Origin of the sequence: Agrobacterium sp. SORGH_AS_0745, assembly GCF_030818995.1 — a bacterium.
Classification (GTDB): Bacteria; Pseudomonadota; Alphaproteobacteria; order Rhizobiales; family Rhizobiaceae; genus Agrobacterium; species Agrobacterium tumefaciens.
The window spans coordinates 254,790-269,239 of record NZ_JAUTBI010000003.1; the positions used below are offsets into that span (position 1 = coordinate 254,790).

Annotated in this window: 16 protein-coding genes and 1 pseudogene; 7 read left to right on the forward strand and 10 right to left on the reverse strand. The window is 61.1% G+C overall.

Translation table 11 applies throughout. The features are described 5' to 3' along the window. Positions 1-493: 493 nt before the first annotated feature. Complete coding sequence (locus tag QE432_RS11165; protein WP_013636743.1) at positions 494-1,078, forward strand: transglycosylase SLT domain-containing protein; 585 nt, start codon at positions 494-496, stop codon at positions 1,076-1,078. A gap of 117 nt (positions 1,079-1,195) precedes the next feature. On the opposite strand, the gene QE432_RS11170 is transcribed toward QE432_RS11165, so the two are convergent. The 5 genes from QE432_RS11170 to QE432_RS11190 form a co-directional block, all read right to left on the reverse strand. After that, the gene (locus QE432_RS11170; protein ID WP_065662148.1) at positions 1,196-1,810 is read right to left on the reverse strand and encodes an alpha/beta hydrolase; all 615 of its coding nucleotides are present in this window, start codon (positions 1,808-1,810) and stop codon (positions 1,196-1,198) included. Between the two features lie 169 nt (positions 1,811-1,979). Next, a complete protein-coding gene (locus QE432_RS11175; protein WP_111784157.1) occupies positions 1,980-2,924 on the reverse strand; it encodes a VOC family protein in 945 nt (314 codons plus the stop codon). 165 nt (positions 2,925-3,089) lie between these two features. Then, entirely contained in the window at positions 3,090-4,166 is a 1,077-nt protein-coding gene (locus QE432_RS11180) for a siderophore-interacting protein (protein ID WP_111784149.1), read from the reverse strand. 121 nt (positions 4,167-4,287) lie between these two features. Further along, positions 4,288-4,980: a uracil-DNA glycosylase gene (ung, locus tag QE432_RS11185; protein ID WP_025594362.1), complete on the reverse strand. Its 693-nt coding sequence runs from the start codon at positions 4,978-4,980 to the stop codon at positions 4,288-4,290. A 14-nt stretch (positions 4,981-4,994) separates the two neighbouring features. Further along, positions 4,995-5,390 (reverse strand): VOC family protein, encoded by a 396-nt coding sequence (locus QE432_RS11190; protein ID WP_111784148.1) that lies wholly within the window; start codon positions 5,388-5,390, stop codon positions 4,995-4,997. Between the two features lie 259 nt (positions 5,391-5,649). Here QE432_RS11190 and QE432_RS11195 point away from each other — a divergent pair, with 259 nt between their 5' ends. Beyond that, positions 5,650-6,006 (forward strand): YbaN family protein, encoded by a 357-nt coding sequence (locus QE432_RS11195; protein WP_003514002.1) that lies wholly within the window; start codon positions 5,650-5,652, stop codon positions 6,004-6,006. Positions 6,007-6,077: 71 nt separating this feature from the next. Here QE432_RS11195 and QE432_RS11200 read toward each other — a convergent pair whose 3' ends face one another. The 3 genes from QE432_RS11200 to QE432_RS11210 are packed head-to-tail and all read right to left on the reverse strand — an operon-like array spanning position 6,078 to position 8,835. Further along, positions 6,078-6,860 (reverse strand): heme ABC transporter ATP-binding protein, encoded by a 783-nt coding sequence (locus QE432_RS11200; RefSeq protein WP_019565087.1) that lies wholly within the window; start codon positions 6,858-6,860, stop codon positions 6,078-6,080. Next, complete coding sequence (locus QE432_RS11205; protein WP_080797800.1) at positions 6,857-7,945, reverse strand: FecCD family ABC transporter permease; 1,089 nt, start codon at positions 7,943-7,945, stop codon at positions 6,857-6,859. The genes QE432_RS11200 and QE432_RS11205 overlap by 4 nt, the downstream gene beginning before the upstream one ends. Continuing rightward, entirely contained in the window at positions 7,942-8,835 is an 894-nt protein-coding gene (locus tag QE432_RS11210; protein WP_003514008.1) for a heme/hemin ABC transporter substrate-binding protein, read from the reverse strand. The genes QE432_RS11205 and QE432_RS11210 overlap by 4 nt, the downstream gene beginning before the upstream one ends. A gap of 196 nt (positions 8,836-9,031) precedes the next feature. Between QE432_RS11210 and QE432_RS11215 the strand changes: the two genes are divergently transcribed. The 5 genes and pseudogenes from QE432_RS11215 (at position 9,032) to QE432_RS11235 (ending at position 12,349) form a co-directional block, all read left to right on the forward strand. After that, a complete protein-coding gene (locus QE432_RS11215; protein ID WP_111790602.1) occupies positions 9,032-9,379 on the forward strand; it encodes an antibiotic biosynthesis monooxygenase family protein in 348 nt (115 codons plus the stop codon). A gap of 9 nt (positions 9,380-9,388) precedes the next feature. After that, on the forward strand, positions 9,389-9,910 hold the full coding sequence (gene hutX / locus QE432_RS11220) for a heme utilization cystosolic carrier protein HutX (RefSeq protein WP_111790601.1): 522 nt from the start codon (positions 9,389-9,391) through the stop codon (positions 9,908-9,910). A 154-nt stretch (positions 9,911-10,064) separates the two neighbouring features. Next, positions 10,065-10,842: pseudogene (locus QE432_RS11225) on the forward strand (YbaY family lipoprotein). Positions 10,843-11,036: 194 nt separating this feature from the next. Beyond that, positions 11,037-11,921 carry a formyltetrahydrofolate deformylase gene (gene purU / locus QE432_RS11230; protein WP_045017750.1) on the forward strand — a complete coding sequence of 295 codons (885 nt, stop codon included), beginning with the start codon at positions 11,037-11,039 and terminating at the stop codon, positions 11,919-11,921. A 98-nt stretch (positions 11,922-12,019) separates the two neighbouring features. Beyond that, on the forward strand, positions 12,020-12,349 hold the full coding sequence (locus tag QE432_RS11235; RefSeq protein ID WP_003514020.1) for a hypothetical protein: 330 nt from the start codon (positions 12,020-12,022) through the stop codon (positions 12,347-12,349). Between the two features lie 42 nt (positions 12,350-12,391). Here the strand turns inward: QE432_RS11235 and QE432_RS11240 are convergent, their stop codons facing one another. Together QE432_RS11240 and QE432_RS11245 are read right to left on the reverse strand one after the other, a co-directional pair. Next, a complete protein-coding gene (locus QE432_RS11240; protein ID WP_065702599.1) occupies positions 12,392-13,768 on the reverse strand; it encodes a sensor histidine kinase in 1,377 nt (458 codons plus the stop codon). Continuing rightward, positions 13,765-14,445, reverse strand: a complete 681-nt coding sequence (locus QE432_RS11245; RefSeq protein ID WP_025594373.1) for a response regulator — start codon at positions 14,443-14,445, stop codon at positions 13,765-13,767. The genes QE432_RS11240 and QE432_RS11245 overlap by 4 nt, the downstream gene beginning before the upstream one ends. Positions 14,446-14,450 lie beyond the last annotated feature (5 nt).

Sequence of the window (14,450 nt, forward strand, 5' to 3'; positions counted from 1 at the left end):
CGGAAACATAGCCCGCGCCCGTCGCCCCGAAACCGAGGCAACGCTTAGAAGCGATAAAGGGGCCGCATCGCTGCGGGAGTATCAAATGGTGTAGTAGGGTTTTGCAGACGATGCGGCCCCGGCTTCAACATGTGACCCGCCCGCCAAACCGGTTCCTGTTTGGAGGATGAGCATATGCCGGCCGCCTCAACCGTGACATCGGGAAACTCCCCGGTTTTGGCCGCCTGCCCCGCCCACCTTGCGCCGCGCGCACGCTGGATGACCGGGATGGGATAAGCATAAGCGGCTTTGTGAGACCGGGGATGTGCGGGGATGCCGGCAATGCCATGCCCGGAAAAAAACGCCACTCACCCCATGGTTTTGCCGCATCCCGGACACAGGAATTTTCAGCGGGTTAACAAGCGCTTGATCGGCGGCATTTGAATTAACCTTGTCTTAAAACCCGACGTTAATGGTTAGCAATTTAAGAATTGCGGAACGAAAGGGTTCCGCGATGCGTGGCGTATTTGCCGTTGTTTTACTGATGACTGTTCTGGCCGGTTGCGCAACCGCACCGTCGCAGGTCACCAATGCATGTGCGATTTTCGAGCAGCGGAACGGCCTCTTCAACAACTGGCGACGTGACGCGAGGGCAGCCGAACGGGAGTTCGGCGTGCCGGTGCCGGTGATGATGGCAACGATCTACACCGAATCTGCCTTCCGCCCCTATGCCCGCCCGCCGCGCACCAAACTCTTCGGCTTCATTCCCTGGACGCGCCAGTCCACCGCTTACGGTTATGCCCAGGCGCTGGACGGTACATGGGAGGTCTACAAACGCGAAACCGGCCGCTGGTCGGCCAGCCGCACGGATTTCACCGACGCAATCCATTTCGTCGGCTGGTATCACGCCAAGAGCCGCCGCGAAAACGGCATTGCGCTGAACGATCCCTATAACCTCTACCTCGCCTATTATTCCGGCCATGCCGGTTACGCCAAGGGAAGCTGGCGCAACAATTCCGCCGTCCAGAAAGCCGCCCGCCGCTCCGCCAACATGGCGCTGCGTTACGAGGCGCAGTTGCAGCAATGCGGATATCGCTAAGGCGGGTGTAGCAGGATCGTTCTGCCTGGATGCGATGCGGAAAGGCGGATCACCTACCCTCACCGTCACCCCGGACTAGATCCGGCATGACGGTGAGGAAGGAGGCCGGGCAGAAAGCTACCCTCCATAAGGCGCCAGAAACGCCCGCACCGCCTCGATTTCGTTCGAACGAATTTCATGCCCGCCCGGATGCCACACCGTTTTCACCGTGCCGCCCTGCGCTTCAAGGCTCTTTTCCAGCGCCTTCGTCAGCGGCACCGGGCAGATGGGATCGCGTTCTCCGGCCGTGATCAACACCCGGCGCGAGGATTTGGCCGCAGCCGCCTGCGGCTCGAACGGGATGAGCGGATGCATCAGCACGGCGGCATCAAAAAGCTCCGGCTGTTCGATCAGCACATTTGCGAGAATATTCGCGCCGTTGGAAAAACCGAGACCGATAACCGGACCAGCCTGATAGTGCTCCCGGTTGGCTTTGACGAAATCCGCCAGCTTGGCTGTTGCCCGCTCTAGATCGGCCATGTCGTAAACGCCCTCACCCGTGCGCCGGAAAAACCGCGCAGCGCCATGTTCGGCGACATCGCCGAGCGGCGAGACAATCGTGGCATTCGGCAACAGGCCCGAGCCGAAATCGAAGAACTGGTTTTCATCACCGCCGGTGCCGTGCAGCACGACGAAAAGCGGTGCACCCGCAACGCCGGCACGGGATTTGTGGAAATATGTGTCTTTGGTCATTGGATAATCCTTTCTGAAAGGAGAAATTCAGCGATACCGAACTCACTCTGCCGCAAGGCATTGGGCATCACATGTCGAGCGAGAGGTTTCAGCGTGTCGTCTTCTCCCCGGACGGGGAGAAGAAAAGAGTGGCAAACGTCCTGCCAAAGGATGGCCAGGTCCGATAGGGTTAAACCGCCTTCTCGTCACCCAGCGGCTCCAGCTGCTTTTCCAGCTGGGCGCGCAGATGCGCGTGCTGGGTCGGCAGCTTCAGCGCCTCGCCGAGATGCGCCGTATCCTCATCGCGGTCGAAACCGGGCTCGTTGGTGGCCACTTCGAACAGCACGCCGCCGGGCGTGCGGAAATAGATCGCCCAGAAATAATCGCGGTCGATCACCGGGGTCACCTGATAGCCGGTATCCATCAGCGCCTTGCGGACTTCGAGCTGTTTTTCGCGGTTTTCGACCGCAAAGGCGATGTGGTGCACCGAACCCGCGCCGAGGCGCGCGCCGGAGATGTTCGGCATGGTTTCGATGTCGATGACATCAGCACCGTTGCCGCCGGGCATGCCGAGACGCAGCACGCCATCCTGGCGGTCCACTTCCTCATAACCCATGAACTTCAAAAGCTCGGCGGTCGCCCCTTCGTCACGGAGGCGCAAGGAGGCGCCCTGAAAACCGTGGATCGCCTGATCCGCACTGACCCCATTGCCGGTCCACTGCGTACGGGCATCATCCTTGACCTCGACCAGCGCGAAACCATCACCATCGGGACCTTCAAAATGCAGGCGCTTGTTGCCGAATGCCTCGTCAGCCTTCAGACCGTCCACGCCCGCCTTGGAAAGACGATCCTGCCAGTAGCCGAGCGAGCCTTCCGGGACGGAAAACAGCGTTGTGCCCACTTCGCCGGTGCCGGGACGACCACGGGCAATGTGCGGGAACGGAAAATAGGTCATGACGGAGCCGGGCGTGCCGACCTCATCGCCATAATAGAGATGGTAGACATCCGGCGCATCGAAATTGACCGTCTTCTTCACCCGGCGCAGGCCGAGCGTATCGGTGAAAAAGCCGTTGTTCTGGCGCGCACTACCGGCCATGGAGGTGACGTGGTGCAGGCCCTTGATCTGGTTCAACATGATAAACCCCTTTTCGCCCTGGCGGCCCGTTAATCGGGCCAGCCGTGTTCATGGCGTGAAGATGGGGTAAGAAGTGCTGCGGGCATAGACCGGCAACAGGAACGGATTGTTCCCGATTGGTGAACGATAAAACCGACTGTTCAGCCCAGTCGATAGAGGCATGCCTCAATGATCGTCGGCGAGGCCCATGCTCCAGTAACCGACGGCGCGCAGCGATGCCTTGGGGAAGGAAATCTCATCGGTGAGGAAGGATTTCGCCGCCCTCGCCTCGGACTTCTCGCAGGCGACGAAAACATGCAGGCCATCATGCTCGCCCGTCCAGGCATGGCCGCGCAACGCCTGTTCGATAAGGCCCGATGTGCCGGCGGGCTTGCCGCGACGATAAAGCCATGTCCATTCGACATTGGCGGCGCAGACGATCACCTGCCGTTCCGCCTCGTTGTCGATCTCGGCATAGACGCTGAGCGTCTTGCCAACAGGCATTTCCGCCGCCATGCGCAGCATCACCGGCAGCGCGGTCTCGTCGCCGGCAAAGACGTAACGCTCCGCTTCCGGGCAAGTGCCGCTCGGACCGATGATGCCGAGAACGTCGCCCGGCTTTGCCGTCGCGCCGAAATTTGCGCCCGGCATGTCATCGCCCTCATGCATGACGAAATCGATATCCACCTCACCGCGGCCGACATCGCCGGAGCGGATGGTATAGACGCGCCGCGTCAGAAGATCGTCGCCCGCCGGCCAGACGATCGCGCCGGTGGGCGCGAGGTAAGGCCAGACCGCAGCGCGCGCCTGATCGGGAATGAGCAGCAGGCGAACATGCATGCCGCCGGTGACAAGCCTTTCAATACCGCTTTCGACGGACACCACGAGACGGCGCATATGCGGCGTCAGATTATAGGCGCGGGCAACCTTGCCGACGAAGAGATTGGGTAGCTCGCGCTGATAGGCGCCGTGTCCGCTCCAACGGAAATCGAGTCCCGTCTTGCCGGAAAACTCAACGATATGCTCAGCCACCATGGCCTTGACCGACGTCAATATATGTTCGGAAACGCAGCTTACCCGGGCGGCGAACCGGCCACCTTCGGCGCTGAAGCTGCCATGGCCATATTCCGCCTTGAAACGCACCGTCGTCCCTTCCCGCTCCATCTCCATATGCTCCGAAAAATGATCCTCGAAAGCATCGACGATCGATGCGGGATCGGGCAGCGAGACAGAGGTTTCTGCAGACAGGAGAGACACGGGCACAAATCCTTCACTTTGTAGTCGAGTATTCTTAAACCGGACCCGACTGCGCTGTAAAGATGTTTGCTGCACTCCCCGTCATGCCCGTCTTGAGCCGGCATGACGGCGGAGGATGGAAGGTTGCTTAAGCAGTTTCCGGCAATTGCCAGTCGATAGGCTCGCGGCCATGGGATACCAGGAAGGCGTTTGCCTTGGAAAAATGGCCATTGCCGAAAAAGCCGTTATGGGCCGAAAGCGGCGAAGGGTGCGGCGAGCGCAGCACGAGATGTTTTTTCTGGTCCACGAAAGCCGCCTTCTTCTGGGCATACGAACCCCAGAGCAGGAACACCACATGCTCGCATTCGTCATTGACGGCGCGGATGACGGCATCGGTGAACTTTTCCCAGCCCTGCCCCTGATGCGAGGCAGCGCGCGATTCTTCCACCGTCAGCACGCTGTTGAGCAAAAGCACGCCCTGTTTCGCCCAGCTTTCCAGAAAACCGTGACTGACGGGGCGGATGCCGAGATCGCTCTGCAATTCCTTGTAGATATTGACGAGCGAGGGCGGAATGCGCACGCCGGGCTGCACCGAAAAGCAAAGCCCATGTGCCTGGCCAACCCCATGATAGGGGTCCTGCCCCAGAATGACGACCTTGACCCTGTCGAGCGGGGTCAGATCCAGCGCCCGGAAATATTCGGCACCCTTGGGAAAGATGTGCTTGCCAGCAGTTTTCTCGGCAAGCAGGAAATCTTTGAGCTTCTGCATGTAGGGGCTGGCGAATTCGGTGGAAAGAACACGTTTCCAGCTGTCTTCGAGTTTGACGCCTGCCTCTGCCATGTTGTGCCTCTTTGTTACTTGAACCGGTTGCCGCGCTGCAGCACTTCGATCTTGTAGCCATCCGGATCGCAAATGAAGAAATATTTCGCGAAAGGCTGACCTCTATGGTCGGCTTCGATGATCTTGCCCGGAGACAGGCCAAGCTCGATGAAACGCTGATGTTCGGCATCCACATCGGCAACGCTGACCGCGAGATGGCCGTAGCCGTCACCCAGCGCATAGGGCACTTCGCGACCCCGGTTGACAGTCAGCTCCAGCTCGAAATCGCCTTCGGCATTGCTGAGATAGATCAGCGTGAAATTTTCGAACTCGGCACGTTCCGCAATCGCAAGCCCGAAAGCCTGCTTGTAAAACTCCACCGAACGCTTTTCTTCCAGCACCCGGACCATCGAGTGGATCAGCTTGGCCATGGTGTTTTCCTTCTGCTTCTTATCTCGTCGTCGTCCGGTTGTGCTCCGGACATTGCGGACCAACGGGATAAAGACAGAGTGCCGTGCTTTCAACCCTAAAGACGGATTAAGGAGCAGGGGAAACCGCCCGATCACGGCAAATGTGATGGCGAAACAGTTGGCGCATGACCTGGGCACGCGGGCTTTCCGGTCAAAATGGCCCTCACATTTCGCCCCGCCGCTCTATCCTGAGTAGAGAACTCATGATACCGGCATATCCATGCGCCTTCTGTACCTCTGTCTTGGCTGGCTTATGGTCGCGACCGGCATCGTCGGCGCGTTTCTTCCCGTTTTGCCCACCACGCCATTTCTGCTGCTGGCGCTCTGGTGCTTTTCCCGCTCCTCACCGAAACTCGAGGCGTGGCTTCTGACCCACCCCCGATTCGGCCCGTCGCTTCGGCAATGGCGCGAACGCGGCGCAATTGCCCGCAAGGCGAAGATTGCGGCCCTGTCGGCCATGTGTGCGAGTTATGCCGCCTTCTGGTTCCTGAGCGACCCGCCGGCTCTGCGCGCGGCAATCGTTGCCGCCGTCATGCTCGGCTCTGCACTCTTCATCGTCACCCGGCCGGAAAGCTGAAGCGACATCACCTTTGGAGCCTTGTCGCATTTCCTGACGGAAAACCGGGTTCCACTTTTCCTGGAAATGCTCTAGCGATGCCTCGACTGCGGCAGCACATAAGGAATATGCCGCGCCGGCAGACGTCCGACGACGCCGCCAATGCCATAGACCCTTGCAATCGTCTCGTCGCTGATCGTGTCCAGCGATGGACCGCTCGCCGTTACCCGGCCGCCATGCATGACGATAAGTTGATCGGCAAATTCTGCCGCAAGGTTGAGATCGTGCAGGATGGCAAGCACGAGACCGCCGCCAATAGCGAAATCCCGCGCCGTTTCCAGCACCGCGATCTGGTGGCCGATATCGAGACTGGCCGTCGGCTCATCGAGAAAGAGAGCCCGCACCTCGCCGTTTTCCACGGGATGCGGCACCTGGGCGAGAGCGCGGGCAAATTGCACGCGCTGCTGCTCGCCGCCAGACAGCATGTTGTAGGAGCGCTGCTCGAACCCGCGAAGCCCGGCCCTGGCGAGCGCCCGGCGGGCCTGCTCTTCCGGCGCGCGCGACCCTTGCGCGACAGCGCCCATGCGCACGATTTCGAGCGCGGTGAAAGGAAAGGCAAGCTGGGTATTCTGCGGCAGCACGGCACGGATGCGCGCAAGCTGAACCGGCGTAAACAACGGCAGGGCAACATCGTTATAGGTCACTGAACCGGCCTCGGCACGCATCTCGCCGGACAGAACCTTCATCAGCGTCGATTTGCCGGCACCGTTCGGACCGATAATGACATTGACCTTGCCGGGCTTCAGATCGACGCAGACCTCGTCGAGCAGACGGCGGCCGGAGCGGATGAGGGTGAGGTTTTCGGCCTGGATCATGACATGTTCCGCATGGAAAATCCGCCGCGGCCAAGCAGCAGGAACAGGAAGACCGGCGCGCCGATCAGCGCGGTGACCACACCGATGGGCAATTCCGCCGGTGCCGCAACCGTGCGGGCAAAACTGTCGGCGAGAAGCAGAAGTGCGGCCCCGCCAAGTGCAGAGGCCGGCAGCAGGAAGCGGTGCGATGGGCCAATGGCAAGCCGCAGCAGATGCGGCACGACGATACCGACAAAACCGATGGAGCCGGCAGCCGCCACGCTTGCCCCGCAGGCAGCGGCAACGGCCAGAATGACGACTCGCTTCAGCCGCTGCACGGGAATGCCCATGTGAAAGGCCGCCGCATCGCCAAGGATCAGCGCATCCAGCCCCCTTGCGACAAAGGGAATGATGGCGAGCACGACGATGATGAAGGGCAAGGTGGCGAGAACCTTGGCAGGGGTGGCCCCACCAAGAGAACCGAGAGACCAGAAGGTTATGTCGCGGAGCGCCCGGTCATCGGCCACAAAAATCATCAGGCCGGTCAGCGCGCCGCTGATCGCCGCAACCGCAATGCCGGCCAGAATAAGCGTCGTCGTGGAGGTGGCGCCATCCCTTGTGGCAATGACGTAAAGCAGCCAGGTATTCAAAAGCCCGCCGAAAAACGCCATCAGCGGCAGAAAATGCGGGCCGAAAAATACGGCGACCGTTGCAAGCGCACCTTCCCCAAGAGAAATGGCCGCAACCGCAAAAAGTGCTGCACCCGAGGTGACACCGACAATGCCGGGATCGGCCAGCGGATTGCGGAAAAGACCCTGCATCATGGCGCCCGAGACGCCAAGCCCGGCACCGATCAACATGCCGAGCGCCGTGCGCGGCAGTCGCACCGCCTCGAGAATGACTTTATCACGCGCATCGAGTTGATCCGCGCTGCCAGTCAGATAGGCCCAGAGTTCGGAAATGCCCACACCCGTGGGCCCGCTGACGAGAGACACGCCGCAGGCAAACAGCAGGATGCCAACGAGCACGGCAAGGGTAACGACCCCCTGACGGGATCTGTCACCGGCAACCCTGCCCTCCGTGGAACTCAAGGCAGCAAGGCTCACGGCTTCACCACATCAGGGTAGAGCTTGTGCGCCAGTTCACGACCGGCGGCGGGCGTGCGCGGGCCAAAACCGATGAGGTAAAGCCCGTCCATGCTGATCAGCGCCTTCTCCGCAGCAGCCGGCGTGGACTGGAACGCGGGCAGCGCGAAAATCTCATCCGCCTTGCCGGCATGGTCGCCGCGCGCCATGGTCAGCACCACATCGGGCGCGGAGGCGATGACCGCCTCATCCGTCAACGGCTTGTACCCGCTGATTTCCTGCGCGGCATTGATGCCGCCGGCCATTTCGATGATCGCCGCCGCTTCGGTGCCCTTGCCCGCCGCCATGATGCGACCGCCGGCGCTGGAGAGCACGAAGAGCACACGCTTCCTGTTCTTTTCCGGCACGGCTGAGACGTCCTTGGCGAGCACATCAAGCCCGGCTTTGGTTTCCGCGGCCAACGCCTTTGCCTTGTCGGCAAGACCAACTGCCGCACCGACATCTTCGATCTTCCTGGGGATGGCGTCGCCGCTCGGCGGGGTATCGACGGTGACGAAAGGCACCGCACTGGCCTTGAGGATGGCAACGACATCCGCCGGGCCGGACCCGTCTTCAGACAGGATGAGATCGGGCTTCTGCGACAGAATGCCCTCCGACGAGAGCGCCCGCATATAGCCGATATCGGGCTTGGACAGCACGTCCGCCGGATAGCTGCTGGTGCTGTCACGCGCAACGATGCGGTCGCTCGCGCCAAGCGCATAAAGGATTTCCGTTACCGTACCGCCGACTGCAACGATGCGTTTCGCCTCCGGATTGCCCTTGTCCGAAGCTCTAGCTCCGGGCGCGGCAACGGCGATGACGGCGGGCACGAGGGCGGCGAAAACGAACGAGCGAAGGCTTAAATTCAACATGACGCTATCCTGAAACACAAGCTGGCACGGGCGGATACGGGATTGCCCATCTTATTTAACTTGAGTTATTTGCACATGTTTATAGAAGGCGCAATCGATAAGTGGAGTAAAATTGTTCGCTTTATCGTCAGCCTCTTTCCATCCACGCTTCGGCTGGATATCCTGACTGCAACTGTAAACTTAAAGGGAGACTTCCATGTTTATCGCAATGAACCGTTTTCGCGTCGTACCGGGCTATGAGGATACCTTTGAATCCATCTGGCGCGAGCGTAAATCGCACCTGAGCGAGCTGCCGGGCTATATCGAATTTCACATGCTGAAAGGCCCGAAGGCGGATGACCACACGCTCTATGCATCGCACACCGTCTGGGCCACCAAGGACGATTTCCTGAGCTGGACCAAATCCGAACAGTTCCGCGCCGCCCATGCCAAGGCCGGTGAGAACCGTGGCAAGGTCGAATATCTTTCCAGCCCGCATTTCGAAGGTTTTGACGTCATCATCCACGAAGACAAGAATGGCGAACGCCGTTCGATTGCCGCCTGAGGCTCGCCTATGAGCATTGCAGCACAAAAGACCGATGACCGGCAGGCCCGCGCTGTCGCAGCACTTGCCGAAAAGCCTGATGGCATCGTGGAAGCCATTGCCGCCAAGGCAGAGGTGACATCAGCCGAAGTTCTGGCGATCCTGCCGCAAGGCGCGGCCGTTTCGGCTGGTTCCGATCAGTTCGACGCGATCTGGAACGAGATGCGCGGCTGGGGCGAAGTCCTGATGATCGTCCAGACCGGCGATATCGTGCTGGAAGTGCCGGGCGACCTGCCAGAGGGCAGCGAAAGCCACGGCTGGTTCAACATCCACGGTGACAGCCCCATCGGCGGCCACATCAAGAAGGACAATTGCACTGGCATCACCTTCGTCGATCGCGGCTTTCATGGCCGACGCTCCTGTTCCGTCTGGTTCATGAATGCCGCCGGCGGCGCCATGTTCAAGATTTTCGTCCGTCGCGACGAAAACAAGGAACTGCGTGGCGATCAGCTGGCCAAGTTCGAAGCGCTGCGGGACAGTTTCCGTGGCTAAGTGAATGGGAGGCTGCTGGTGTGGCCTCCCTCCTTCCTCATCAATCCGCGATGGCTCAGCCCCACTCGTGAGGAAACATTCACCGGTTCATCGCCCGTTCAGTGCCGTTTTTTATCATCCGCTGAAATTCGATCAGCAGCACGGAGCAAGCACCATGAACGACCGCCAGCCACTTCTTTCGCGCCGGAATTTCGCAGGGCTCCTCGCGCTTGCACCGCTTTTTGCAGCGGGCGGTGCGGCTGCCGCAACCGCAAGCCTGCGCGGCAGCGTTTCCTATCGCGAGCGGATCGCCCTGCCGCCGGGGCGCGACTGTTACGGTGCGCCTCATCGATGTCTCGCTGGCGGACGCGCCTTCGCAGACGATCGCCGAAACCACCATACGCCCGCGTGGGCAGGTGCCGGTACCCTTCGTTTTGCGTTATGACGACCGCGACATCCGTGGCCGCCGCTCCTATGCGCTCAGCGCCGAAATCCGCGAGGGCGACCGGCTGCTCTTCACCACCACGCGCCGTTACTCGGTTCTGGCCGGTGGGCGTGACGACACCGATCTCGTTCTGGAACGGGTGGCGGCGGCTCCAGGCAGGCCGGAGCCGCAGGCTGGCATTGAGGGGCGCTGGCTGGTGCAGGAAATCCGTGGCGAAAGGGTTCGCGGCCGCCGCGAGGCAACGCTGGAAATTTCCCGCGAGGGCCGCGTTTCCGGCAATGCCGGCTGCAACGGCATCGGCGGCGAGGTGAAGATAAGCCGCAACCGCGTCGATTTCGGCCGGATGATTTCCACCCAGATGGCCTGCGCTCCTGACATCATGCGCCAGGAAAGGCAGTTCATCGAAGCGCTTGAAGGCGCCCGCTCCTTCCGGCTCGAACCGCGCCGCGGCTCGCTGGAGCTGATCGACGGCCGCGGCCGCCCGGCCATGCGCCTGCGCCGCGCCTGAGAGCGGTAACGGCAGGCGGCAACGCCTGCCGCCGCCGTGCTGGCCGTGGAACATTCCATGTCGCTTCCGGCACGGCGCGGCCCCTTTTCCCGTCTTATGACTTTGCTGCACTCGTCTTGGCGCTTTGCTCCGCCACAGAGCTGCGCTATGGAACGCGCCAACTGCGCCGGTTCAAAGTCTTTGAGGGAAAACGAATGACAACCTATGTTCTGACAGTAGCCTGCAAATCGACCCGCGGCATCGTCGCCGCGATTTCCGGTTATCTGGCGGAAAAGGGCTGCAACATCGTCGACAGTTCGCAGTTTGACGACCTCGAGACCGGCAAGTTCTTCATGCGCGTTTCCTTCATCTCCGAAGAGGGCGTGTCGATGCAGGCCATCACCGAGGGCTTTCAGCCGGTGGCGGAAAAATTTGGTATGGAAGCCCGCATCTATAGCGACGGCCAGCGCATGAAAACACTTCTGATGGTGTCCCGCTTCGGCCATTGCCTCAACGATCTGCTCTACCGCTGGAAGATCGGCGCGCTGCCGATCGATATCGTCGGCGTCGTCTCCAACCATTTCGAATATCAGAAAGTGGTGGTCAACCACGATATTCCCTTCCACCACATCAAGGTAACGAAGGAAAACAAGCCGCAGGCCGAAGCGCAGCTGATGGACCTGATCGAGACCAGCGGCACCGAACTGGTGGTGCTGGCGCGTTACATGCAGGTGCTGTCCGATAACATGTGCCGCAAGATGTCGGGCCGGATCATCAACATCCACCACTCCTTCCTGCCATCCTTCAAGGGCGCCAACCCCTACAAGCAGGCCTATGACCGCGGCGTAAAGCTGATCGGCGCGACAGCCCATTACGTCACCGCCGATCTGGACGAAGGCCCGATCATCGAGCAGGACACGGTGCGCGTCACCCATGCCCAATCTGCCGAAGACTATGTCTCTCTTGGCCGTGATGTGGAAAGCCAGGTACTGGCACGCGCCATCCATGCCCACATCCACCACCGCACTTTCATCAACGGCAACCGCACCGTAGTCTTCCCGCCAAGCCCGGGCAGCTACGCTTCGGAACGGATGGGCTAAGACGCCACGAAAACAACGCGGAATTATTTTTACCGACCGGCAACCGAGCATCCCATGTGACCGTTTCTTCACTGTAGCCCAACAGCGAGGTCTCTCACATGAAAAAACTCGTCATTGCCGGCGCCGCGTTTCTCATCGCGGCGGGGTCCAGCTTCGCCCAGCAGCCGCCACCACCGCCGGGACCAGCGGACGCTGGTTCAAGGGCGGATGCGCCGCCACCACCTCCTCCGCCCGGCCCTGGTGGTCCGAGGGAAGCAGGCTGGCGGGACGGCCCGCATGGCAAGAGAATGCCACCCCCGCCCTCCAAGGCAGCGCATTTCAGGATTGAAGACGGCGAGCGCAAAATCGACGTCAAATGTGCCGATGACGAGCCGATGAAGGCCTGCGCTGACATCATGATGCAGATTATCGACAAGATGAACGAATAGGACCGCGAGTCTCATCCAAGGGGACAGCGCAGCAGTGCCGCCTCAGGAAAACTCTACCCGGGCCCTTAAGCCCCGCCCTCCCGCGCCGTCCTCCAGCATCAGTCGCCCGCCGAACAGCCCGGCGATCTCCTCGATGATCGCAAGGCCGAGGCCGGCGCCGGGGGCGGCGTTGGCTTCGCCGCGGGCGAAGCGCTGGCGCACCATGGCGCGTTTTTCCGTGGGTATACCGGGGCCGTTATCTTCCACTTCCAGCCAGACGGCACCCGCTTGCCTGCCGACGCGCACGGTGACTTCCGCACCACGCCCCGCGTAGTTGATGGCATTGGAAACGAGATTGCCGATCAGTTCACCGATAAGGAGCGGCTCGGCGAGAATTGTCGCTTCGCCCTCGCCTTCGAAACCGAGATCGATGCCGGCGTCGGCCGCGCGTGGCACGAAATCTGCCGTCACGTTTTGCGCCACCGCCACGAGGTCGATCTCGGAAAAATCGTGTTTTTCGCTCGAACCGGCGGCATCGATATTGGCCATGCGCAGCAACTGGGCGAGGATGTGTTCGGCATGGGCCACCGAAGCGCCGCCCTTGCGGGCCGCCGCCTGCGCGTCTTCGAGACTTGCGGCGCGGGCGGAAAGCGCAAGCTGGGTGCTGATGATGGCAAGCGGCGTGCGCAATTGATGGCTGGCATTACCGGTGAAATGCCTGAGCGCATCGAGCGCCGATTGCAGCCGCACCATGAAGGAATTGACCGTTTCCACCAGATTTTCCACCTCCACCGGCACGGATTGCCGGATTGGATGCAGGTCGTTGGGGCTGCGCTCGGCAATCGCTTCGCTGAGCCGGTAAAGCGGCCGGAGCGAAATCGTCACGGCGATCCAGACGATGATCGCCGCGCCCACGATCATGAACAGCAGGCGCAAGGCCGAGCGCAGGATGATGGCTTGCGCAAGCTGGCTGCGAGCGATCGTCGTTTCAGCCACCGTCACGGAAAAGGGCACGGAATTGATGCCGGTGGAAGCAAACCGGCGGATCGCGGCGATGCGGATCGGCTCGTCACGAAACACGGCATCGCGATAGGCAGGCGTTTCTCCGGCCGGATTCTCCACCGTCGGCAGGTTCTGGTAACCGGTGAGAAATTGCCCGTTTGGCCCGTCGACACGATAAAACACCCGGTCCTGTGCCGCCGATGTCAGCATTTCCAGCGCAACATAGGGAATATCGACCTCCAGCGAGCCGTCTTCGGCCACCACCACCCGCTCGGCAATCGCAAGCGCGGAACCTGACAGCACCCGGTCGGAGACGACATTGGCCGTATTGACCGCCTCGCGCCAGGTATCAGTGAGCGCAACGCAGCCGATGATGGCGGTGGAGATGAGAAGCCAGCCTAAAAGACGCCGCCTGAGCGAATAGGCGGCCTGTCTCATTCAGCCATCTCCGGCAGCTTTTCCAGATAATAGCCGATGCCACGCGCCGTCTTCACCGTCAGCCCGTGGGGGGCAAGCCGCTTGCGCAGCCGGCTGACATATTGCTCGATGGCGTTGCCTGATATCTCGTCGTCGAAACCGGTCAGCGATTGCACGATCGCCTCCTTGGCAACCACCTTGCCCGCCCGCATGAACAGCACCTCGAGCAGCGCCACTTCACGCGCCGGAATATCGAGCGGGCGCCCATCGGCTGAAAAGGTGCGGGATGTGAGGTCGAACAGGACTTTGCCGAAGCCGAGCGTAGAAGAGCGCAGGCCGGCATTGCGACGCAGCAGCACCCGCACCCTCGCTTCAAATTCGGTGATGTCGAAGGGCTTGATCATGTAGTCGTCGGCGCCGAGATCGAGCCCCTTGACCTTCTCCTCCGGCGTGCCACGCGCCGTCAGGATCAGCACCGCCGCCTTGTCCTGGCGCGAGCGCATGGAGCGCAGCACCTCGATCCCGTCCATTTCCGGCAGGTTGAGGTCGAGAATGACGAGATCGAAATTTTCCGCCGCAATCGCCGCGTCGGCGGAAGCGCCGTCTGAAACGACATCTACCGCATAACCGCTGCCGCGCAGAAGCGCACACAGCCCTTCCGACAGCACCTGATTGTCCTCGACCAGCAAAATACGCAATTCTT

Excerpts from the sequence above, each read along its gene's own strand:
- QE432_RS11195 (WP_003514002.1), top strand. The coding sequence starts at position 5,650 with ATGCGCCTTCTGTACCTCTGTCTTGGCTGGCTTATGGTCGCGACCGGC.
- purU (WP_045017750.1), top strand. The coding sequence starts at position 11,037 with ATGACAACCTATGTTCTGACAGTAGCCTGCAAATCGACCCGCGGCATC.
- QE432_RS11190 (WP_111784148.1), bottom strand. The coding sequence starts at position 5,390 with ATGGCCAAGCTGATCCACTCGATGGTCCGGGTGCTGGAAGAAAAGCGT.
- ung (WP_025594362.1), bottom strand. The coding sequence starts at position 4,980 with ATGGCAGAGGCAGGCGTCAAACTCGAAGACAGCTGGAAACGTGTTCTT.
- QE432_RS11215 (WP_111790602.1), top strand. The coding sequence starts at position 9,032 with ATGTTTATCGCAATGAACCGTTTTCGCGTCGTACCGGGCTATGAGGAT.
- QE432_RS11165 (WP_013636743.1), top strand. The coding sequence starts at position 494 with ATGCGTGGCGTATTTGCCGTTGTTTTACTGATGACTGTTCTGGCCGGT.
- QE432_RS11175 (WP_111784157.1), bottom strand. The coding sequence starts at position 2,924 with ATGTTGAACCAGATCAAGGGCCTGCACCACGTCACCTCCATGGCCGGT.
- QE432_RS11235 (WP_003514020.1), top strand. The coding sequence starts at position 12,020 with ATGAAAAAACTCGTCATTGCCGGCGCCGCGTTTCTCATCGCGGCGGGG.
- QE432_RS11170 (WP_065662148.1), bottom strand. The coding sequence starts at position 1,810 with ATGACCAAAGACACATATTTCCACAAATCCCGTGCCGGCGTTGCGGGT.
- QE432_RS11210 (WP_003514008.1), bottom strand. The coding sequence starts at position 8,835 with ATGTTGAATTTAAGCCTTCGCTCGTTCGTTTTCGCCGCCCTCGTGCCC.
- QE432_RS11200 (WP_019565087.1), bottom strand. The coding sequence starts at position 6,860 with ATGATCCAGGCCGAAAACCTCACCCTCATCCGCTCCGGCCGCCGTCTG.
- QE432_RS11240 (WP_065702599.1), bottom strand. The coding sequence starts at position 13,768 with ATGAGACAGGCCGCCTATTCGCTCAGGCGGCGTCTTTTAGGCTGGCTT.
- hutX (WP_111790601.1), top strand. The coding sequence starts at position 9,389 with ATGAGCATTGCAGCACAAAAGACCGATGACCGGCAGGCCCGCGCTGTC.